The sequence below is a fragment of the Aeromonas sp. NJAU223 genome (assembly GCF_051125555.1).
Taxonomy (GTDB): domain Bacteria; phylum Pseudomonadota; class Gammaproteobacteria; order Enterobacterales; family Aeromonadaceae; genus Aeromonas; species Aeromonas veronii_G.
Window position 1 is genome coordinate 1,127,705 of the sequence record NZ_CP144204.1, and the last position, 21,595, is coordinate 1,149,299.

19 protein-coding genes are annotated in these 21,595 nt (G+C 61.8%); 12 read left to right on the forward strand and 7 right to left on the reverse strand.

From position 1 onward, the window contains the following. The first annotated feature begins 88 nt into the window (after positions 1-88). The 4 genes from VZC39_RS05325 to VZC39_RS05340 all read left to right on the forward strand — a co-directional run bounded on the left by VZC39_RS05325 (position 89) and on the right by VZC39_RS05340 (position 3,511). Positions 89-856 carry a substrate-binding periplasmic protein gene (locus tag VZC39_RS05325; protein WP_349921400.1) on the forward strand — a complete coding sequence of 256 codons (768 nt, stop codon included), beginning with the start codon at positions 89-91 and terminating at the stop codon, positions 854-856. A gap of 100 nt (positions 857-956) precedes the next feature. Then, positions 957-2,438, forward strand: coding sequence for a L,D-transpeptidase family protein (locus VZC39_RS05330; protein ID WP_349921401.1), 1,482 nt, complete (start codon positions 957-959; stop codon positions 2,436-2,438). A 149-nt stretch (positions 2,439-2,587) separates the two neighbouring features. Beyond that, complete coding sequence (locus VZC39_RS05335; RefSeq protein WP_349921402.1) at positions 2,588-3,133, forward strand: DUF882 domain-containing protein; 546 nt, start codon at positions 2,588-2,590, stop codon at positions 3,131-3,133. Between the two features lie 126 nt (positions 3,134-3,259). Beyond that, positions 3,260-3,511, forward strand: a complete 252-nt coding sequence (locus tag VZC39_RS05340; RefSeq protein WP_349921403.1) for a DUF3862 domain-containing protein — start codon at positions 3,260-3,262, stop codon at positions 3,509-3,511. 95 nt (positions 3,512-3,606) lie between these two features. Here VZC39_RS05340 and VZC39_RS05345 read toward each other — a convergent pair whose 3' ends face one another. Beyond that, on the reverse strand, positions 3,607-4,221 hold the full coding sequence (locus VZC39_RS05345; protein ID WP_042639652.1) for a trimeric intracellular cation channel family protein: 615 nt from the start codon (positions 4,219-4,221) through the stop codon (positions 3,607-3,609). Positions 4,222-4,355: 134 nt separating this feature from the next. After that, positions 4,356-5,120 carry a sulfate transporter CysZ gene (cysZ, locus tag VZC39_RS05350; protein WP_349921404.1) on the reverse strand — a complete coding sequence of 255 codons (765 nt, stop codon included), beginning with the start codon at positions 5,118-5,120 and terminating at the stop codon, positions 4,356-4,358. Between the two features lie 109 nt (positions 5,121-5,229). Here cysZ and VZC39_RS05355 point away from each other — a divergent pair, with 109 nt between their 5' ends. The 3 genes from VZC39_RS05355 (at position 5,230) to ligA (ending at position 11,843) form a co-directional block, all read left to right on the forward strand. Then, positions 5,230-8,604, forward strand: coding sequence for an AAA family ATPase (locus tag VZC39_RS05355; RefSeq protein WP_434666364.1), 3,375 nt, complete (start codon positions 5,230-5,232; stop codon positions 8,602-8,604). A 15-nt stretch (positions 8,605-8,619) separates the two neighbouring features. Beyond that, positions 8,620-9,741, forward strand: coding sequence for a cell division protein ZipA (gene zipA / locus VZC39_RS05360; protein ID WP_434666367.1), 1,122 nt, complete (start codon positions 8,620-8,622; stop codon positions 9,739-9,741). A gap of 95 nt (positions 9,742-9,836) precedes the next feature. After that, positions 9,837-11,843 (forward strand): NAD-dependent DNA ligase LigA, encoded by a 2,007-nt coding sequence (gene ligA / locus VZC39_RS05365; RefSeq protein WP_434666369.1) that lies wholly within the window; start codon positions 9,837-9,839, stop codon positions 11,841-11,843. A 74-nt stretch (positions 11,844-11,917) separates the two neighbouring features. Here ligA and VZC39_RS05370 read toward each other — a convergent pair whose 3' ends face one another. After that, entirely contained in the window at positions 11,918-12,877 is a 960-nt protein-coding gene (locus VZC39_RS05370) for an ABC transporter substrate-binding protein (RefSeq protein WP_349922389.1), read from the reverse strand. A 446-nt stretch (positions 12,878-13,323) separates the two neighbouring features. Between VZC39_RS05370 and nrdD the strand changes: the two genes are divergently transcribed. The 4 genes from nrdD to VZC39_RS05390 all read left to right on the forward strand — a co-directional run bounded on the left by nrdD (position 13,324) and on the right by VZC39_RS05390 (position 16,834). Continuing rightward, a complete protein-coding gene (gene nrdD / locus VZC39_RS05375) occupies positions 13,324-15,441 on the forward strand; it encodes an anaerobic ribonucleoside-triphosphate reductase (RefSeq protein ID WP_349921408.1) in 2,118 nt (705 codons plus the stop codon). Positions 15,442-15,530: 89 nt separating this feature from the next. Further along, positions 15,531-16,040: an anaerobic ribonucleoside-triphosphate reductase-activating protein gene (gene nrdG / locus VZC39_RS05380; protein WP_349921409.1), complete on the forward strand. Its 510-nt coding sequence runs from the start codon at positions 15,531-15,533 to the stop codon at positions 16,038-16,040. 56 nt (positions 16,041-16,096) lie between these two features. After that, entirely contained in the window at positions 16,097-16,267 is a 171-nt protein-coding gene (locus VZC39_RS05385) for a YqaE/Pmp3 family membrane protein (RefSeq protein WP_041993510.1), read from the forward strand. 156 nt (positions 16,268-16,423) lie between these two features. Continuing rightward, positions 16,424-16,834, forward strand: coding sequence for an energy transducer TonB (locus VZC39_RS05390; protein ID WP_349921410.1), 411 nt, complete (start codon positions 16,424-16,426; stop codon positions 16,832-16,834). Between the two features lie 57 nt (positions 16,835-16,891). Here VZC39_RS05390 and VZC39_RS05395 read toward each other — a convergent pair whose 3' ends face one another. From VZC39_RS05395 to slyA, 4 genes are all read right to left on the reverse strand, one after another. Next, the gene (locus VZC39_RS05395) at positions 16,892-17,251 is read right to left on the reverse strand and encodes an MliC family protein (RefSeq protein ID WP_349921411.1); all 360 of its coding nucleotides are present in this window, start codon (positions 17,249-17,251) and stop codon (positions 16,892-16,894) included. 183 nt (positions 17,252-17,434) lie between these two features. Beyond that, positions 17,435-18,463 (reverse strand): DUF2955 domain-containing protein, encoded by a 1,029-nt coding sequence (locus VZC39_RS05400; protein WP_434668361.1) that lies wholly within the window; start codon positions 18,461-18,463, stop codon positions 17,435-17,437. Positions 18,464-18,473: 10 nt separating this feature from the next. Beyond that, the gene (locus VZC39_RS05405; protein WP_434666375.1) at positions 18,474-19,529 is read right to left on the reverse strand and encodes an HlyD family secretion protein; all 1,056 of its coding nucleotides are present in this window, start codon (positions 19,527-19,529) and stop codon (positions 18,474-18,476) included. Position 19,530: 1 nt separating this feature from the next. Further along, the gene (gene slyA / locus VZC39_RS05410; RefSeq protein ID WP_434666378.1) at positions 19,531-20,004 is read right to left on the reverse strand and encodes a transcriptional regulator SlyA; all 474 of its coding nucleotides are present in this window, start codon (positions 20,002-20,004) and stop codon (positions 19,531-19,533) included. A gap of 271 nt (positions 20,005-20,275) precedes the next feature. On the opposite strand from slyA, the gene VZC39_RS05415 reads away from it, so the two are divergent. Further along, positions 20,276-21,586: a 2-hydroxycarboxylate transporter family protein gene (locus VZC39_RS05415; RefSeq protein WP_349921414.1), complete on the forward strand. Its 1,311-nt coding sequence runs from the start codon at positions 20,276-20,278 to the stop codon at positions 21,584-21,586. Positions 21,587-21,595: the final 9 nt, after the last annotated feature.

The window sequence follows — 21,595 nt, forward strand, 5'->3', positions numbered from 1 at the left end:
ACTGATTTTGCTCATTGCTGTGGCAGGAACTGTCGTCATTTGACCGCCGCAGCGCTAAGATAGCGCGCTTCGTCGTCAAGGATGACTCATGAGACTGCCCCTCCTTTGTCTGCTCTGTTGTCTGCCGGTTTCATCCCCGTGGGCGCAATCCCTCTGTTCCTCCCCCCTGCGGGTCGGTTTCGATGACTGGCCCCCTTACCACTATTATCACCAGCAGGGTGGCAAGCGGCAGTTGCGCGGCTTTGCGGTGGACTATCTCAATGCCATCGCCACTAGGCTGGGCTGTCGCCTGACCTATGTGGAGCGTCCCTGGAAGCGGGTGTTGCAGGACCTGGAACAGGGCAGGCTGGACATCGCCATGGAGGCTTACTTCTATGAGGACAGGGCCCGCTATGCCTGGTTCTCCAAGGCTTACAACCCTGGGCGTACCCGGCTCTGGGTTCGCAGTGCCGACATGGATGACACGCCGGATCTGAGGCGCTGGCTGGCCAAGGGGCATCAGCTCGGGGTCACCAAGGAGTTCTACTACGGGAGCGGGGTGACCGCCCTGCTGCAGGATTACCGGCATCAGGTGAGCGCCGTTAATGATGCGCAAAACTATCGCAAGCTGCAGCTTCGGCGGATTGATGGGTTTCTCGGGGATAGCCTGGCGACCCCCTGGGGTCTGAAGAGAGAGGGGCTGGAGAAGGGCATCAGTCCTCACGGGATGTCGGTTTATGAGATGCCGACCTATTTCATGCTGAGCAAGCAGACTCTGTCGGCTGATTTTGTGGCGAGATTTGATCAGGCGCTTGGCGACGTCAGCCGGAGTGCGGAGCATGGGCAGATATGGCGCCGCTACGCCCTGGCCCGTTAGCATCAGGTTGTCGCCCGCTGGCAAAGTCATTGCCATTCACGCATCATGGGTGCCTGACCGCGGCGCCTGACAGGCCAAATTGAACCGATTTGAGGTAAGCATGGGGAAGAAGCATTGGCTGGCATTGGCAAATCTTATCTGGCTCGGCTGCTGGCCGGCGGGGATGGCCCATGCCAACACGGAACAGGTCGTGGTGGCCAGCCCCGGTATTCAGCACGACTGGTATCAGGATAGCGAGGCCGAGCAGGCACGTCAGGAGCTGGAGAGCCAGCTGCAGGAAGCGGTGCTTGCCCAGTTGCATCCGGATTTCTACCGGCTCTGGCAGCAGTTGCAGAAGACCCCGAGCGACAAGCGCGGTGCCCTCTACGATGAGATCTTTGCCAAGCTGGCTCGCTTCCAGCAGGCCTGGCGTGCCATGGATCTGGTCGCCCGTGAGCAGATGCAGACCCAGAAGCTCAATTTGAACAAGCCCCTGACCGACGTGCCTGAAGGTGACAATCTGCTGGACCGGGTCAAACAGCTCAGACCCCAGGTGGCCGAGTACGACGCGGTGCGCGAAGAGGTGCGCAAGTTGCTGGCCATGCCCATGGCCAGACAGTGGCCCAGCCTCGACATACCGACCCTGCGTGCGGGGGAGAGCTCGACCGAGCTTGGCCAGATCCGCGCCATCCTCAATGCGTTGGGGGATGGTGCCCCGAGCGATGATGAAGTCATCTACGACGACGCAACCGAAGCTGCCATCAAGCAGTTCCAGCGCCGCCACGGCCTGACCGCTGACGGCATCATCGGTCGCCAGACCCGCTCCTGGCTCAATACCGGGCCCCAGGTGCGCGCCAGCCTGCTGCTGCGCAACCTCTGGCGCCGGGATCTGGTGGATCACCTTGCCAACCGCTACGTGCTGGTCAATATCCCGGATTACCGCCTGAGCGTGGTGGAGTCCGGCAACGAGGTATTCACCAGCCGGGTCATCGTCGGCAAGGAGCAGCGGGCCACCCCCATTCTCGCGAGCGAGATCCGCTCCATCGTCCTCAATCCCGCCTGGCACGTGCCACGCTCCATTCTGAGCAAGGACATACTGCCAAAACTCGGACGGGATCCGGCTTATCTGGATCGGGAGCAGTTCGAGGTGATCGACGGTGACGGCAATCCGGTGCAGTTCAGCGAGGATGGCTGGCACCATGCGCTGGCCTCCGGCTTCCCCTATCGCTTGCGGCAAAAGCCGGGCGATCACAACGCCCTCGGTCGCTACAAGTTCTATCTGCCGAACAACGATGCCATCTACCTGCACTCGACGCCGCGCAAGTCCCTGTTCGAGCAGGGGGCGCGCGCTTTCAGCTCGGGTTGCATCCGGGTGGAGCATGCGGACGATCTGGCGGAGCTGCTGCTGACCGATTCCCGCTATCAGCCGGACAAGGTCGCCAATATCTTGAAGTATACCCAGACCAAATGGCTGCCCTTGACCACCCCGATCCCGGTGTTTACCGTCTACTGGAGCAGCTGGATCGACGACGAGGGGCGCCAGCAACTGCGCAACGACATCTACGGATTTGATCGAGTCAGCTTCCAGAGCCGGCTGTTGTGATCTCAGCCACAGAGTGAAAAGCCCGGCCAGTGCCGGGCTTTTTCATGGCCGATTGTGGTTTGACATGGGGAGGAGCGCTGGGTAATTTCAGGCGTCGACATCAAGATTACTCATCAAATCCACTTAAATATGCGATGGACGGACCACGGATGCTGGAACAAGAGATAAGCCGACGCCGTCTGCTGCTGGGGGCCGGTTGCCTGATGGGCACCAGCCTGTTGTCGTTCCCCGCCATGGCGAGCCGCAGTACCTCGGGGCGAGAGTTGAGCTTCTTCAACCTCAATACCGGCGAGCGGGTGCAGGCCAGCTATTGGGAGAACGGCCACTATCTGACCGATGGGTTGGCAGAACTTAATCATATCTTCCGCGATTACCGCAGAAATGAAGTGTTTAATATCGATAAGAAGCTGTTTGATCAACTGTTTCTGCTGCAGCACAAGCTGGGGCGAAAAGGGGAAATCCAGCTGATCTCCGGTTATCGCTCCCCTCAGACGAACAATCAGAAGCGTCGCAAGAGCCGGGGGGTAGCCAAGCACAGCTACCATACCCTGGGGCAGGCGGTGGACGTGCGCATTCCCGGGGTGCAACTGGCCCACCTGCGCAAGGCGGCCCTCAACCTCAAGGTGGGTGGCGTCGGCTACTACCCATCCGACAACTTCGTGCACCTGGATACCGGCCCCGTCCGCAGTTGGTGATAGTAAGCGAATGCGGTCGCGCTGAGCCGTGATGGTTTCGTGTTGGGCTTCATTCGAAATCCACCCATGCTGGCAATCAGGGGGCGTCAACTGCTAGGCTCTGGTCACTAGCCAGAGGAGAGAGAGATGAAGCAGATCCTGATCGGGGGAATGATCGCCCTGTTGTTGACCGGTTGCAGCAAGCTGAACCGGGAGAACTACGACAAGTTGAAAGTGGGCATGAGTTATGCCGAAGCCAGTACCGTGCTCGGCAAGGCGGATCGCTGCGACGATGCGCTCGGCACCACCAGCTGCCTCTGGGGCAAGGATGGCAAGAACATCCAGGTGCGTTTCATCGCCGACAAGGCCACCTTCTTCAGCTCGGAAGGGATCAACTGAGGCGCATTCGTGCCGTCCCCCCCAATAAAAAAAGCGCCTTCCGGCGCTTTTTTTATTGGTCGTTATCCGCCCATTCTGGCCAGAAGCTGGCGTGCTCAGTGGGTGGCGTACTGGTAATTGAAGGTAGGCAGTCCCCACTTGAAACGTACCGCCAGCAGCCGCATCACGAAGCCGATCCCCAGGGCACCGAAGGCGGCCCAATCATTGGGGAGCCCCTGATCCAGCGCGAGACAGTAGAGCCCGGCCGTGACCAGGGAGACGGCGGCATAGAGCTCGCGCCGAAACACCAGCGGGATGCGTTGGCACAGGAGATCCCGCAGTACGCCACCGAAGACCCCGGTCACTACCGCCATGATGCAGGCGATGCCGGCACCGTGCCCCATCTCCAGCGCCCGGGCCGCCCCGAAGATGGAGAAGACCACCAGTCCCAGCGCATCCAGCGCCATGAACAGCTTGCCGAGATAGCGCATCAGGGGGGCCGAGATGACCCCGACCATGGCGGCGCCCGCCACCAGCAGCACATATTCGGGATGTTCCACCCAGAGCAATGGGTAGTGCCCCAGCAGCACGTCCCGGATGGTGCCGCCACCGATGGCGGTGGCAGAGGCGATGATCACTACGCCAAACAGATCCATCCGTCGCCGACCCGCCGCCAGCGCGCCGGTCATCCCTTCGGCCACCAGGCCGAGCAAGAAGAGTGCATGTAACATGAGTAATACCAGGGGACGAGAAAGGACCGCATCCTAACAATCCAGCAATGGCGCGGCAAGCATAGTCGATATTGCATTAGATTAAGTAATGAGAAGGGGGCTTTCGCCCCCACTTTAGGTTATGCCTGAACCGGTTAACGGCGCAGTTGTTCGGCCCGGTATTGATCCACCCACATGGCGGTGGCGCCGCAGATGGCGACCGGCATCACGAACAGGTTCACCACCGGAATGGCGGAGAAGAGGGTCACCAGGGCACCGAAGCTCAGGCACTTGCCACGACGCTGCTTGAGGGCGTCGCGCATGGTGGTGAAGTCGATCTTGTGGTTGTCGAACGGGTAGTCCACGTACTGGATAGCCATCATCCAGGCACTAAACAGGAACCAGAGCACGGGAGCCAGGGTCTGGCCCACCACGGGGATGAGGAACAGGATCAGGCAGCCGATGGCCTTGGGCAGATAGTACTTGAGCTTGGTCCACTCGCGGCCGAAGGTGCGCGGCACATCTTTGACCACGTCCAGCATGCCGGTGTCGCTCATGGTTTCGCCGGTGAGGATCTGTTCCACCTTCTCCGCCAGCAGGCCATTGAAGGGGGCTGCTATCCAGTTCGTCACCGAGCTGAAGATAAAGGAGAACACCACCAGGATGGTGATGAGGGCGATGGGCCAAAGCAGGTAGTCGAGCCAGCTGAGCCAGGACGGGATCTGCTGATGCAGCCAGGCAAACAGGCCGTCCAGCTGCAGTAGCAGCGCGTAGAAGGCGCCGGCGAACAGCACCACGTTGACCAGCAACGGGATCATCACGAAGGTGCGGATCCCGGGCTGGCGGATGAGGGAAAAGCCGCGCAGGAAGTAGTCAGCACCGCTGACCGAGTCTTTGACCATCTTGGGGGATTGGCTCATCTGAGCTCCATCTGTTAATGGGAAACTGCCTGCATATTACAAACAAGCTTTTGATTTGGTAAAGTCGCCTGCCCGCCTCTTCGACATTTCGTTACCCAGATAGGCCCTCATGCGTCTGAAATTGATTAAACTCGCCGGTTTCAAGTCGTTTGTAGAGCCGACCCGCATCGAGCTTAGCGCCGACATGACCGCCGTGGTCGGGCCCAACGGCTGCGGCAAGTCCAACGTCATCGACGCGGTGCGCTGGGTATTGGGAGAGAGCTCGGCCCGCCATCTGCGGGGCGAGAACATGACGGACGTCATCTTCAACGGCTCCATCAACCGCAGTGCCCATGGCCGCGCCTCGGTGGAACTGGTATTCGACAACCCCCACAACCGGGTTCCCGGTGAATTTGGCCGCTTTACCGAGATCTCGGTGCGCCGCGAAGTGCTGCGCGACGGCTCGAATCATTACCAGATCAACGGCCAGAAGTGCCGCCGCAAGGACGTGACCGATCTCTTCCTCGGCACGGGTCTCGGGCCTCGCAGCTACGCCATCATCGAACAGGGCACCGTCAGCCGGCTGGTGGAGTCCCGCCCTGCCGATCTCAAGCTGTTCATGGAGGAGGCGGCCGGGGTCTCCCGCTACAAGGAGCGGCGCCGGGAAACCGAACAGCGCATCCGTCATACCCAGGAGAATCTGGAGCGGCTCGGCGACATCCGTGGCGAGCTGGGTTCCCGTCTCGAACATCTCAAGGCCCAGGCCGAGACTGCCGAACGCTACAAGCAGCTCAAACAACGCAGTCGCGCCGCCCGTGCCGAGCTCATTGGCTCCGAATTGTGGGCGCTGGAGACCCGTCTTGGCGATGCCAAGAGCGAGCTGGCCCAGGCCGAGCAGGCGCTGGCGGCCCTCGATGCCAAGCGTACCGCCGATGAAGGGCGCCACGTCACTCTGTCGGTGGCGCGTCAGGAGGCCCAGGCCGAGCAGGCGAGCCGCCAGCAACAGATCTTCCTCGGTGGTCAGGCCATCGCCCGCCTCGAACAGCAACAACTGCATCAGACCGAACTGGGCCGTGACTGGCAACAGAGACGGCAGGCTTTGGCTACGCGTATAGAGGAGATCAAGGTCCAGCTCGCGAGTCAGCAGGCACAGCTTGCCGAAGGTGTCCTCAAGGGGGAGCTGGCCTCGGCACGCCTCGAGCAGTGTGAGCAGTTGCTCACTGATCAGCAAGGGCTGCGACGGGCTGCCGGCGAAGGGCTGGAACAAGCGCGCCAGCAACAGCAGCAGTGGCAGCAGCGTATCGGCGAGTCGCAGGGACGGCTCAACCAGACCCGCGTCGAATTGAGTGGTCTGCAGGAGTTGCAAGCCAAGACCCGGTTGGCTCGTCTCAAACTGGAAGATGAGCAGGGTGGCCCCCTCGGTGGGGAGGACGAGACGTTGCAGCCCAGGCTGGATACGCTGACTGCCGAACTTGAGCTGAGCCGTGTGCGCTGCGCCGAGCAGGAGACACAGTGGCAGGAGGCGGTGGCCCGTCATGAGGAGTGCAAGGCCAGGCAGAGCGAGCAACAGGGCCAATTACGGGAGCTGGAGGCGCGCCTCACCACCCTCAGCCAGATCCTGGGAGAGCAGATGCAGGGAGATACCCTGGCGGATCGACTGCAGGTCTCCCCCGACTGGGCCCAGGCCCTGGACAAGGTACTCGGCCGCTGGCTCACCGCCCGGCCGGCGGATCTGTGCAACCTTGAGCAAAACGGACTCTGGATTGGTCCGGCTCAGGCCCCGGTACCGGGAACCCTGGCGGCCCGGATCGAAGGGATGCATATTCCCGCCTTCCTCAACGCGATCTGGCTGGTGGCAAACCGGGAGGAGGCGCAGACCCGCCTCGCCGGGCTTGGCGCCGGTGAGTCCGTGCTTACTCCCGAGGGAGATTGGTTTGGTTCTAACTGGGCCGATCTTGGGGAGGGCGGGGTCCTCGGTACCCTGGCGTTGCTCGGAGAACGTGAGCGGTTACACACCGAATTGAACACGAGCCGCCAGGCGCTGGCTCATCTCGATGATGAGTTGAGGACGAGGGATGGGACGCGCGCCAGCTTGCACAGCGCCCTCGAGCTAGATCAGCGCCGCCTGCGGGAACAAGAGCAAGAATGGCAGCAACTGCGAGAAACCTGGAGCCTGCAGGAAGGTCAGCGCCAGGCGCGCTTGCAGCGTTTGGGACAGCTCGGCGAAGAGCTGGCTCGGCTCGATAAGGAGCAGGCAGAGGAGGCGCAGCGCGCCGTCACCCTGTCCCAGCGTCTCGAACTGGAAGAGGCACAACTGGCCGAGCGGCAGGAGCAGGGGGAGGCGCTTGCCGAGGAACTGCAACTGGCCCAGGAGCGCGTCGGTACGGCGGAGCGAGGGCAGGAGGAGGCGCGACTACGGCGAGAGCAGCAGCAGGCCGACTGTCAGCGTCTGCAATTGGAGCAGCAAAACCTGTCGCAGCTCATCGCCTTGCGCGAGCAGGAGCTATCTCGCCTCGGGCTGGAACTGGCGGAGCTCAAGGGGCCGGATGCACAGGCGCTGCAGGATCTCTCCCCGCTGCTTGCCGAGCAGCAGCAACTTGAGGCGCAGCAGCTGGCTTGTCATCAGCGGCTCAGCGAACTGGAGCGGCAATTGAAGGAGCTGGATCAGGCGCGCAGTGTGGATCACAAGCAGCTGGTGACCCTGCAGGAGAAGCTGGCCCAGCTTCGGCTTGAGCGGGAGCGCAACCTGACCCGCCGTCAGGGACTGCACGAGCAGTTCGAGGAGCTCGGGGTGCGGCTGGTGGATCTCGATCAGGCCGTGCTGATCGCCGCCGATCGCGGCAAGCTGCGTCAGGAGATCCAGACCCTGGAGGCGCAAGTGGAAGCGCTTGGCGCCATCAACCTGGCGGCGCTCGAGGAATATGAAGAGGCGAAAACTCGCTCAACCTACCTGGAAAATCAGTGCCAGGATCTGGAGCAAGCGCTCGAAACCCTGAGCCAAGCCATTAAAAGAATTGATAAAGAAACACAAATACGCTTCCGCGACACTTTCGATAAGGTCAACGAAGATTTAAAATCCCTCTTTCCAAAAGTGTTCGGGGGAGGCAGTGCCTGGCTCGAGTTGATCTCGGACGATCTTTTGGAGGCCGGAGTGAGCATCATGGCAAGACCTCCGGGCAAGAAGAATGCTACCATTGCCCTGCTTTCCGGGGGGGAGAAGGCGTTGACGGCCCTTGCGCTGGTCTTTGCCATCTTCAGACTCAATCCAGCGCCCTTCTGTCTGCTGGATGAGGTGGATGCACCGCTCGACGAAGTGAACGTGGGTCGCTTCTGTTCTCTTGTCAAAGAGATGTCGAGCACAGTACAGTTCGTTTACATCAGTCATAATAAGGTCTCCATGGAGATGGCTGAGCAACTGATAGGCGTCACTATGCAAGAGCCCGGGGTTTCTCGCATAGTGTCGGTCGATATCGGTGAAGCCGTCGCTTTGGCTGAGCAAAACTAGAAAGAGAAGCAGCTAATGCAGGAATTGCGTTACATCTTGGTTGCCCTGGGCGGAATTGCCATTGCGGCATTGCTCATTCACGGGTTGTGGAGCAACAGAAAGAACCGTCAGGCACCGATCAAGGAAAAACCCCTTGGCCGGATGGAATCCAAGTCGCGGGAACGTGACAACGATGCGTTTGACAGCGATGGCATCGGTCAGGTGCGGGTGGTCAGTGGTGGCCGTCGTGCTGAACCCAAGCTGCGTGGCGATGAAGCCCGCCAGCCGGAAGCCATCCGCCGTGCTCCCGCCCCCGACTTCGACGACGAGGATGATGACGCCGACCTGCCGCCCCCTGTGGTTCGCAAGCCTGCTCCCCGTCCGGTCGCGCCAGCCCCTGCTCCCGCCTATGAGGAAGAGGAGTATGACGAGCCGAGCCCCGAGCCCGTCGAGGAGGCCCCTGCCGTGCCGGTACGCAAGCCTGCCCAGGTCATTCGTCGCACCCCGGTACACAGATCCCGTCCTCAGCGTGAGCCCATGATGCAGCCGCTGGACGAAGAGCCGCTGGTGGAGCCGGCCTATGCCCAGGCGCCGACTTTCGGTGCCCGTGCGCCAGCGCCCGAACCTCAGCCCCGTCAGGCCGCCCCCGCCCCTGTTTATGAAGAGCCGGAGTACGATGACGAGCCCGCCTACGAAGAGACCGAGTCTGCCCCCATGCGGGAACCGGTCGAGAAGATCTGGCAGGATGTCTATGTCATCAACCTGATGGCGCGTCCCGGTCAGGATCTGCAAGGGGCGACCCTGCTCTCTTCCCTGCTGGCGCTTGGCTTCAAGTTTGGCGAGATGGACATCTTCCACCGTCACGAAGACTTGGGCGGCAAGGGGGAAGTGCTCTTCTCCATGATCAACATGGTCAAACCGGGCACCTTCAACCCCTATCGCATGGAGCAGTTCAGCACACCGGGCGTGTCCCTCTTCATGCAACTGCCCCTGCGCAGCAATGCCGCCTTCGCGTTCGAGCACATGTTGCAGGCCGCTGACCAGCTGGCAAGCGATCTCGATGCCATGCTGACCGACGCGAGCCGCAGCCCGCTCAGCGACGATGACATCGCCCGCTATCGTCAGGAGCTGGCGGCTTACGAGGCCAGCCGCGACTGAGCCTCTGTTGTCTGAATTGAAAAATGCGGTACCTGGTACCGCATTTTTGTTTGTGCGGTTAACTTATTATTCCAACCACAGTCCGAGACTTCCTCATGAGCGACATCCTCTCCCGCCACCGTCAACTGTGTGATCTGCTGACCGAGTATGGCCATCAATACTATGTGCTGGACAACCCCACGGTACCGGATGCCGAATACGATCGCCTGATGCGCGAGCTGCTGAGCCTGGAGGCCGAGCATCCCGAGCTGAAGACGCCGACCTCTCCAAGCGCCCGGGTCGGGGGCCAGCCACTCTCGGCCTTTAGCCAGGTGCGCCACGAGATCCCCATGCTGAGCCTGGACAACGTGTTCAGCGACGAAGAGCTGCAGGCCTTTGAACAGCGCATGCGGGATCGCCTCAAGCGCGAGATACGCTTCCAGTTCTGCTGTGAGCCCAAGCTCGACGGCCTCGCGGTCAGCCTGCTCTATGTAGACGGTCAGCTGGTACAGGCCGCCACCCGGGGGGATGGTACCACGGGGGAGGAGATCACCGAGAACGTGCGTACCATCAAGGCGATCCCCCTGGCTCTGCGCGGCGCGGGCTGGCCTGCCCGGCTGGAGGTGAGGGGAGAGGTCTTCATGCCCAAGGCGGGCTTCGAGGCGATGAATGCCAAGGCGCTGGCCGCCGGCGAGAAGGTGTTCGTCAACCCGCGCAACGCGGCGGCGGGCAGCCTGCGCCAGCTCGATTCGCGCATCACGGCTAGCCGCCCTTTAAGCTTTTACGCCTACGGTGTCGGGGTCGGTGGGGACGAGCTGGGGAATTCCCACTTTGGCCGCCTGACGCAGCTCAAGGAGTGGGGACTGCCGCTGAGCCCGGAGGTGAAACTCAAAGAGGGGGCCGCCGGTTGCCAGGCTTTCCATGATGACATTCTGGCCCGCCGTGGGGATCTGCCCTACGAGATCGACGGTGTGGTATACAAGGTGGACGACATCACGTTGCAACTGGAGCTCGGTTTCGTCGCCCGGGCCCCGCGTTGGGCCACGGCCCACAAGTTCCCCGCCGAGGAGGAGATGACCCTGATCGAGAACGTGGAGTTTCAGGTCGGCCGTACCGGCGCCGTGACGCCGGTGGCCAAGCTCAAACCCGTGTTCGTCGGCGGCGTCACCGTCTCCAACGCCACTTTGCACAACGCCGACGAGATTGAGCGCCTCGGCGTCATGATCGGCGATACCGTGATCGTGCGCCGGGCGGGGGACGTGATCCCGCAGATCGTCGCCGTGGTGGAGGCCAGGCGTCCGGAGGATGCTCGCGAGATCCTCTTCCCCACCCAGTGCCCGGTGTGTGGCTCGGCGGTGGAGCGGCTGGAGGGGGAGGCGGTGACCCGCTGCTCCGGCGGTCTCTTCTGCGAGGCTCAGCGCAAGGAGGCGATCAAGCATTTCGCCGCCCGCCGTGCCATGGACGTGGACGGCCTCGGCGACAAGATAGTGGAGCAACTGGTGGACAAGGGGCTGGTGAAGACGCCGGCAGACTTGTTCGGTCTCACCGCCATTCAGCTCGCCGATCTCGATCGGATGGGGCCCAAATCAGCCCTCAATCTGGTGGCCGCCATCGACAAGGCGCGCAGTACCACCTTGCCCCGCTTCCTGTTTGCCCTCGGTATTCGTGAAGTGGGCGAGGCGACGGCGCTCAATCTCGCCAACCATTTCCTGACCCTGGATGCCCTGCGCGCAGCCAGCGTGGATCAGTTGCTGGCGGTGGCGGATGTGGGGGACGTGGTGGCCAAGCATGTCTACTACTTCCTGCGCCAGCCTCACAACATCGAGGTGCTGGATGCCCTGCTGGCGGCCGGCATCCACTGGCCGGCCATAGAGAAGAAGGAGGCAAGCGAGCAGCCGTTTGCGGGCAAGACCTTCGTGCTGACCGGCACCCTCACCCAGTTGTCGCGTAATGATGCCAAGGCGGCGTTGCAGGCGCTGGGGGCCAAGGTCGCGGGTTCCGTCTCCGCCAAGACGGATGTGCTGGTGGCTGGTGAAGCGGCGGGATCCAAGCTGGCGAAGGCGCAGGAGCTCGGTATTACCGTCTGGACGGAAGAGGAGTTGCAGGCAGCACTTCAGTCCTGAAACCTGGCGTTACAATACGACAAACCCGGCCGATGGCCGGGTTTGTCGTATTCAAGGGGCAATCGTTGCCAGAGTCAGTCGTGCCATTGGGTCTTGGCTTGCCATTTGTCGGGGAGTTGGAGATGCCAGCGGGCCAGTTCATCACGGCTGAATACATACTCCCCACGTATGGCGGCGCGGGGTGACAGGGCGCCGGGAGAGGTGCCCGCCAGGATGGCGTTGGTCAGTTCGGCGGCTCGCTCCCCCTGGGCGTGACCATTGAGTACCAGGCCGCCGATGGCCCGTCCCTTGCCCACGGAGAACTCCCAGAAGGAGAACAGGGGCACGGGGCTGTGCTGGCTGGTCCACTCCAGCACCTGTTGCTCGCTCACGTGCTCGCCCCGCTCATCCACCAGGGTATGGTAGAGACCGATGAAGAGGGCCCCGTAGCCCTTTTCCCGGCTGCTGAGCACGGCCTCTTGCCAGCGCCGGAAGTCATTGAGCTGCTGGTTGCTGACCCGGGTATGCCCCACCCGTGGTTTGGGTTGGTCATTGAACTCATCCGCGATGGCGGTGCGGGATACCTCGCTCTGATCAAACAGCACCAGGGCCTTGTCGATCCCCCCCATCAGCTGACTCATCTCGCTGATGTTGCGCTTGAGCAAGGGCCGCTCCAGCACGCCGGTGATCCTGGGGTGCCCCACCAATCCCTTGTGACGGGGATTCTCGTTCATGCCGAGGAAGACCACGGGGGTGCCTGCGGTGGCGATGCGTCGGGCGAGGGCGTTGATGGCGTTGTCGTCCCCAAGCACCACCAGATCCGGTTTGCGTTGTCGGTAAGCCGCCATCGCCTGTTCGGTGATAAGGGGCATCGCCGCAGTAGGCTGACGCTTGGTGTCCATGTAGAAGTAGTGGACGTGATGCCCTTCCTTGAGGTGTGCCTGCAGGCTGGCGCTGTAGGTTTGATCCCACAGGTTGTCCGGGTGATAGCTGCTGATCACCAGAACCTCGGCCGCCCGAAGCGGCAGCGACAGCAAGAGTGTGAACAGCAACATCACCTTGAACACTTGAATTTCCCTCTGGAGGAGACTGTTCCCAGTATGTGTGTTTTGTCCGGCGGATGCTTCGGTCAATTGTTGTCGGATGATGCCATTCTCACCCAGGGTCACCGGATCCGCCCCAGCCCGCCCCCCGTCTGGGGTTGGTTGTTGGGGGCTCTTTTGACGCTGGTTGTGAACTGCGCCACTCCTTCCAAAACCTGATGTGGATCAAGAAACAGGGGGCGGCTTTGGTGCCTAATAGACACCACATATAGGTATGAACTCTAATTTTAACCCTATATGTTGTGTTATTAAGCTGTGCATAAGTCGTTGTCTCCCCAGTGTCAGCCCAGGCGCCAAGCCTCGGCTGCCTTTATTTGCGCCGAGGACAGAGCGTGGGGGAGGGAGCCTATCAGGGTGAGCCAAGGGTGATAGCCTGGCCTTTAACGCGGGGAATAGAGATGAAACCGGTTGTGATAAAACGTGATGGATGTCGCGCGCCATTCAATGCCCAGTTGATCGCCGAGGCGGTGAGCCGGGCGGCGGCAGCAGTCAGTCAGGCCAATCCCGGGCTGGGTGAGCAGGTGGCGACCGCCGTCAGCCTGGAGCTGGAAGGGCGGGCCGAGGTGGACATCCACGAGATCCAGAACCGGGTCGAAAATCATCTGATGGCCTCCGACGACAAGGCCATCGCCCGTGCCTACATCGAATACCGTCATGACCGGGATCTGGCCCGCGAGGCCCGTGGTCGCCTCGCTCAGGATATCCGTGGTTTGGTGGAGCAGACCAATGCGGCCCTGCTCAACGAGAACGCCAACAAGGACTCCAAGGTGATCCCGACCCAGCGGGATCTGCTGGCGGGCATCGTCGCCAAGCACTACGCCACCAGCAACATGCTGCCCCGCGAGGTGGTGCAGGCCCACGAGAGCGGCGATCTGCATTTCCACGATCTCGACTATTCCCCTTTCTTCCCCATGTTCAACTGCATGTTGATCGATTTGCAGGGGATGCTGACCCACGGCTTCAAGATGGGCAACGCGGAGATCGATACTCCGAAATCCATCAGCACCGCCACTGCGGTGACGGCCCAGATCATCGCCCAGGTGGCGAGCCACATCTATGGCGGCACCACCATCAACCGTATCGACGAGGTGCTGGCTCCCTATGTGACCATCAGTTGGCAGAAGCATCGGGAAGTGGCCGAGGAGTGGGGCATTGCGGACGTGGATGCCTACGCCATGGCCCGCACCGAGAAGGAGTGTCACGACGCCTTCCAGTCCCTGGAATACGAAGTGAACACCCTGCACACCGCCAACGGTCAGACCCCCTTCGTCACCTTCGGCTTCGGCCTGGGGGACAGCTGGGAATCTCGCCTCATCCAGCGTGCCATCCTCGGCAACCGCATCGCCGGTCTTGGCAAGAACAGGAAGACGGCGGTGTTCCCGAAACTGGTGTTTGCCATCAAGGATGGCCTCAACCACAAGGTCGGGGATCCCAATTACGACATCAAGCAGCTGGCGCTGGAGTGCGCCTCCAAGCGGATGTATCCGGACATCCTCAACTACGACCAGGTGGTCAAGGTGACTGGCTCCTTCAAGACCCCCATGGGCTGCCGCTCCTTCCTCGGTGCCTACGAGGAAAATGGCGAGCTCATCCATGAGGGGCGCAACAACATCGGGGTGGTGAGCTTGAACTTGCCGCGCATCGCCCTGAAATCCCGGGACGAGGCGGACTTCTGGGACCGGCTGGACGCCGCCCTACGGGTCGCCAAGACGGCGCTCATGTATCGCATCAAGCGCCTCGACGGGGTCAAGGCCCGGGTCGCCCCCATCCTCTACATGGAAGGGGCCTGCGGGGTGCGCTTGAAAGCCGACGACAACGTTAGCGAGATCTTCAAGCACGGCCGCGCCTCCATTTCGCTGGGCTACATCGGGGTGCACGAGACCATCAATGCACTATTCGGTACCCAGACCCATCTGTTCGACAGCGAGGCGCTGCGCCAGAAGGCCGTCGACATCATCGCCCGGCTGCGGGCCGCGACCGACGAGTGGAAAGAGGAGACCGGTTACGGCTTCAGCCTCTACTCCACCCCGAGCGAAAACCTCTGTACCCGTTTCTGCCGCATCGATGCCAAGGAGTTCGGGGTGGTGGCCGGGGTGACCGACAAGGGGTACTACACCAACAGCTTCCATCTGGACGTTGAGAAACAGGTGAACCCCTACGACAAGCTGGACTTCGAGGCAGCTTATCCGCCCATCGCCAACGGCGGCTTCATCTGCTACGGCGAGTACCCCAACATCCAGCACAACCTAGAAGCGCTGGAGAACGTCTGGGACTACAGCTACGACAAGGTGCCCTACTACGGCACCAACACCCCCATCGACGAGTGCTACGACTGCGGCTTCACCGGCGAGTTCGAGTGCACCTCCAAGGGCTTCACCTGCCCGCGCTGCGGCAACCATGATCCGGCCAAGGTGTCGGTGACCCGTCGTGTCTGCGGCTACCTCGGCAGCCCGGATGCGCGTCCCTTCAACGCGGGCAAGCAGGAAGAGGTCAAGCGCCGCGTCAAGCACATGTAAGCAGGCGGCCAAGCAATGAGATGGCTCCTGATGATGAGGGAGCCATTTTTATTGGCGGACCCAGTGCCCGCGATGGGGGAGGAGAGAAGATGCATTACCACCAGTACTACCCGGTTGATGTGATCAACGGGCCCGGCACCCGTGCCACCCTGTTCGTGTCGGGCTGCGAGCACCAGTGCCCCGGCTGCTACAACCAGAGCACCTGGCGCCTCGACGGTGGCAAGCCGTTCGATGAAGCCATGAGCGATCGCATCATCCTGGATCTCAACGACACGCGCATCAAGCGGCGCGGGCTGTCGCTGTCGGGCGGCGATCCGCTTCACCCCGCCAACGTGCCCTTTGTGCTGGCACTGGTAAAACGGGTGCGGGCCGAGTGCCCGGGCAAGGACATCTGGTGCTGGACCGGTTATCTGCTTGGCGAGCTCAGCCCGGCCCAGCGGGAGCTGGTCGCCTTGCTGGATGTGCTGGTGGATGGCAAGTTCGAGAAGGGGCTGGCGGATCCGGGTCTGCTCTGGCGCGGCAGCAGCAATCAGCAGATCCATGATCTCAACGGCTGGCGAAAAAGCGGGGAGCGGATCCCATGCCTGGTTTGCAGTTGAGGCCAAGGCTGTTTATGGTTAGGCCAAGCCCGAATCATCTTTAACGAGGAACCCTGATGAACAATCTGCTCAAGATCCTGCTGGCCATCTTCCTGCCCCCGGTCTGCGCCTTTATCCAGGTCGGTTTCAGCCTGCATTTCTTAATCAACATAGTGCTGACTCTGCTTGGTGGTTTGCCCGGCATGGTGCATGCGCTCTGGCTGGTGGTGACCGACAAGCGCGCGTGATGGAGTCTTCGTCCTGAACAAAGGCCAGCCTCGGGGTTGGCCTTTTTGTTGCCCGCCAGATGGGGGCTTCCCGAATGGACTTCTCTACCTGACAATTCCGGGCAGGATAAGCGGCTGTTCAAGGCGTTGAACGGCCATGACACAGGGAGTTGTGAAATGCGTTTGCCTGTCTTGCTGCTGGGGGCCAGCCTCGCTCTGCTGGGCGGTTGTGCCAGCTCCAGCCCTACCGTGAAGCTGAATCAGCCACCACGAGAGATCCCCATTGATGAGCTTTGCAACTACTGGGTACAGGAAGGGGAGGTGACGCGATTCTCCGTCCCCGTCAAGAAACGGATGGCCAAGCCGGTGGAAGGCTATGTGGATATTCGCTACCTCATCGATTCCAACGGCAACCTGTTCAGCCCACAGATCCTCGCGGCAGAACCCGCTGGCGTGCTGGAGATAGCAGCGCTGACGGCACTCTCAAAGCTGCGCTACCGGGTGGCCGAGCAGAACCCGGATGCCATTCCGGTGCAGGTGGTGGGGCGCTTCAGTCTCAGGGCCGATCCGCCATGGGAAATGCGATAAGCAGCGCAAAAGCAAACACCCCGGCCTGGCCGGGGTGTTTGTTCAGGGAGGGGGGCCTCACTGCTCCTTGCAGCCGTTGTAGCGGCTCTGCCACTCGCCGGCCTGATCCCGCATCTCCACGAAGCCTTCCTTGCCCTTGTTCCACCAGACCACTTCATGATCATCGGTATAGCGGGCGCCGGAGGCGGACACCGCCTGGGGCAGGGTGTAATCCTTGCCATCCGGCAGGGCCAGTTTGATGAAGTTCAGGCTGTCGTCCGAGAGGGAGAAGTAGCGAACCTGGATTTTTTGGTTCTGTTCGCACAGATAGGTGACGGCATCACCGCCGGTCACTCCCAGCTTGCCGGCACCGAATTCGCAGCCGCTGAGCAGGGTCAATGACCCCATGGCCAGCAACCAGAGCTTGGCGTGTTTCATGTTGAATCCTTGATCGGTGTCATATGGGGTTGAGCCTAACAGGCTCGGGTACAACTGCAACCTTTGAGGGGCGCGGGTGCGTCTAGATGCGTCCGTCCGATGTCCGGTGCGAGGGATAAAAAAACGCCCCGGTAGGCATAGCGGGGCGAAAAGGTGCGCATCCATGAGCAGCAGAAAAAGGGGTCAGTGGCCGAAACGGGTCGCCTCGAAGTGATTCAACAGGCGGTGAAGCAGATAGCAGGCGAGCAGGGTGACGACGATGGAAAACATGATGCTGCTCACCCGATATAGGGCGCTGAACACCAGGTCATTGCCCGGGGTCAGGTACTGGCCAAACAGGATGCCGAGGGTGGTAAGGGCCCCGAAGCCGACGCCGGAGCCGTTGGCCTCTTTCACATGGGCATGGCTGAACAGCATGGCGCCAAGCCAGAGCAGGGGGGTCACCAGCAGCAGTTGACCTGACCAGTCATAGAGCAGCAGTTGGCCGATGAGGCCGAAGCTGACCCCCAGCAGGGTGCCCATGGCCCGCTTGCGGGCGTAGTCGAGGGCGCCGTTCCAGTGCATGGGAAACAGCAGCAGGAGGGTGGTGGCCTGGGCGGACATGGAGTCACGCAGGTCAAATAGCTGGAACACCATGAACGACAGGGTGGCGATGCTGGCGCCGAGCAGGGCCTCATGTCGCATGCGGTGCGGCGCTTTGGGGGAGGGAACCGGTTTGGGGCGCGGTTCGACATCCGGCAGCAGAGCCGTCATCAGGTAGGCGATGAGTACCGACAGCACGTTGGCCCAGAGATTGCCAAAGATGAGGTCGTTCAAATCGGTCCCCGGGTAGCTGGCAAAGTGCAGCATGATGCTGAGGCTGAGCACGCCGTTGGCGCCAAACAGAAACAGACTTCCCCTGGACATGGCGGCGAAGCGGTAGAGAAACAGCAGGAAGACGATGGGTAGCATCAGGCCGGGATGGCTGCCGAACAGGCCGCCAAGCAGCCCGACCTCCAGCCCGCACATCACCCCGGCGGCGATGAGCTGGCGGGCGGCGTGACCGTTCATCACCGGCACCATGCCGAGCAGCAGCATGGGGGTGACGGTAAAGAATACCCCGTTGTTCCAGCCGAAGGTCTTGCACAGCAGGAAGCCGAGCGAGCTGCCGAAGGCGATGCGCAGGCACTGGCGCAGCTCGTTGGTGGTGAGGGGCCTGTGCCAGAGGTTCACGGTTGCCATATCAGTAGATGTAGTGCAGCAGGCTGAGCAGGCGGATCTGGCCACGGGCGAACAGGGCGCTGAGGGCGTTGTCCGGCAACAGTTGGACGGTGGCGCGGGCACCAGCCGGCAGATGGGCAGGCAACTGTTCCAGTGCAAGATGCAGGCGCAGGCGCTGGGCATCACGCACCCAGCGATCCGACTCGACGGGGTTGGCCAGCAGACCGTTGGCATCGAACTGGCCGGCACTGACCCCGGCATCCAGGCTGGAGACCCGGGCGGGGTAGAGGCGACCCGGCTCGCCATCGAAGGCTATAAGGGCCCGGCTGCCGGTGCTGATGTTGCGCAGGCTCTTCTCGCGAAAATCGGCGATCACGTCCACCTGCTCCGATACTAGCGCCAGCAGTGGTGCTCCGGCGGCAGCCACGCTGCCGGGCTTGAGCTGCAGGTTGGTGATGATGCCATCCTGGCTCGCGTGCACCTGGCTGTAGGTCAGGTTCAACTCGGCCTGAGCCAGGCGATTGCGGGCCTGGCGCAGCAGCAGGTTGTCATCGCCGGTCAACCCCCGGTTGACGCGGGCTTGTTCCATGCGGGCCCGGCTGGCCAGCAGGTTGGCTTGGGCGGTGCGGGCGGCGCTGTCTGCATCATCTTTTTGCTGCTCGGAGACCATGCGACGGCCATAGAGGGTGTCGATACGGGCGGCTTCTCGCAGCTTCTGGGCAGTCTGGGTCTGCAGGGAGCTGTATTCCGCGCTGGCGGCGCTCAAGCTGGCATCCAGCTGGCGGTTTTGTTGCTCGGCCTGATCCAGCGCCAGGCGAGCTTGTTCCACCGCCAGTTCGAAGGGGACGGGGTCGAGGGCGAACAGCAGATCCCCCTGTTTGACATGCTGATTATTGGTGACCTTTACCTCGACCACCTTGCCACTGACCTGGGGCGCCATCTTGGTGACGACCCGGGTCGCCATGGCTTGCGGTGTCAGCGGCATCTTGATGTCGGCCAGCAGGAAGTAGCCAAATACCAGCACGAAGCAGGCGCTGGCCCATTTGATCCAGCGCTTGAATTGTTGATCCGGGGTCATCTTATTCTCTCTCGTGGTTCTGGCTGGCAATCTTGTCGAGGGCATTGGCGCTGATGCGGTGGACGATCTCTTCAAACTGCGCCAGCTCTTGCTGGCTGATGCCGGCAAGCAGTTCCTGGCGGATCGTCATGATGCGATCCTCGATATGGTCGAGCAGGGCCTTGCCGGCCGGGGTCAGGGTGACGATACGGGCCCGCTTGTCCTGGTTGCAGCAGTGGCGCTCGATCAGACCCTGCTCTTCGAGCTGGCCCAGGGTACGCATCAGGGAGGGCAGCTCTATCTCGAGGGCTTCCGCCAGCGCCTTCTGGCCGAGGTGGCCACCGAGACGACTGAGTTTCCACAGGGCCGTCCAGCGGGGATGGGTCAGGCCAAGGGGGGCGAGCTCGAGATCGGCCACGGTACGCCACAACCGATGCAATCGCCCCAATCGTTCGGCGAGAGAGAGCTCTCGCAGCATTTCCAGATCCTTTTCCATCTAACCGTCTCACTTACTTAGCCTGCTAAGTATTATATTTATTTCGCAGGCTAAGTAAATAGTGTGATACAGGTCACGTTAAGGTTTTTGGCGGCAAAACGTGGTAGGCGCCCCGAAATGAGCGCGCATGAGGGATAGAGAGCGGGAGGCACACCCGCGCCCAATGGTGCTTAAGGTTTCAATGTTTTTATATGGCTTTGCAGGCCTGCTAACCGACAGGGGAGGGAGGGGTCAGTAGAGTGGCGCCACACCACAACGCTGGAGCATAACAATGAAAAACCTCTCTACCCCTCAACTGCAAGCCAAGGCGGCCTGGAGCGATCAGCAGATCGCCGGCATGCCCATGATGATCTTCCTCGGGCTCGCCACCTGCGTGCTGTTCTCGGGCTGGAACGGCTCATTGCCGCTCGGCATGGTCGGGGCCCTGGCACTGATGTTCGTGCTCGGTACCCTGCTGACCGAGCTCGGCGAACGCATTCCCCCCATCCGTGAATACCTGGGGGGTGGCACCATACTCGCCATCTTCGGCGGCGCCGCCCTGTTCGAGTACGGGATCATGCCGGCGGCGGCGGGTCAGGTCATCACGGGTTTCATGAAGGAGGGGGGCTTTCTGAACTTCTTCATCGCGAGCCTGGTGACCGGCTCTGTGTTCGGCATGAGTGGCGCCCTGCTGAAAAACGCCGCCATGCGTTACCTGCCGGTGATCCTGGGGGGCGTGGTACTGGCGCTGGTCAGTGTCGGCCTGGTGGGTACTCTGCTGGGTTATGGTTTCAAGAATGCCGTGCTGCTCATCGGCCTGCCCATCATGGGCGGTGGCATGGGGGCCGGTGCCGTTCCCCTGGTGGAGATCCTCTCCGGTCCCTTGCAGATGTCTAGCGCCGATCTGCTGTCGCGCATGGTGCCGGCCGTGGTCATCGCCAATACCCTGGCCATCCTGGTCGGTTCCCTGCTGGCTCGCCTCGGTCGTCGCTATCCCGCCCTGACCGGCAACGGCAAGCTGATGGTGAATGAAAGCATCGACAACGTGGCCGAGGAGAAGGTCCAGGCGCCGACCCTGGAGAGCCTGGGGCTGGGTCTGTTCATCAGTTCCAGCATGTTTGTGCTGGGCTCCTTGCTCGGCAACTTCATCCCCATGCACCCCTTCGCCCTGATGATCCTGGCCGTGGCCATCATCAAGGTGAGCGGCCTGCTGCCACGCCGCTATGAGCAGGCGGCTGCCGACTGGTACCAGTTCGTGGTGAGCAACCTCACCCCCTCCCTGCTGGTGGGGATCGGGGTTGCCTACACCAGCATTCCCGAGCTCATTGGCGCCTTCTCCCTCAACTACTTCATCATGGTGCTGACCACTGTGGTGGGGGGCGCTCTGGGGGCGGCCATCGTGGGCCGGATGATCGGTTTCTATCCCATCGAGGCGGCCCTCACCGGCGGCCTGTGCATGGCCAACATGGGGGGCACGGGGGACGTCGCGGTGCTGTCGGCGGCCCAGCGCATGAAGCTGATGCCCTTTGCCCAGATCTCTTCCCGTCTCGGGGGCGCCTGCATGCTGATCCTGGCCACCCTTATCATCTCCCTGCTGGCTTGAGGAGCAGAA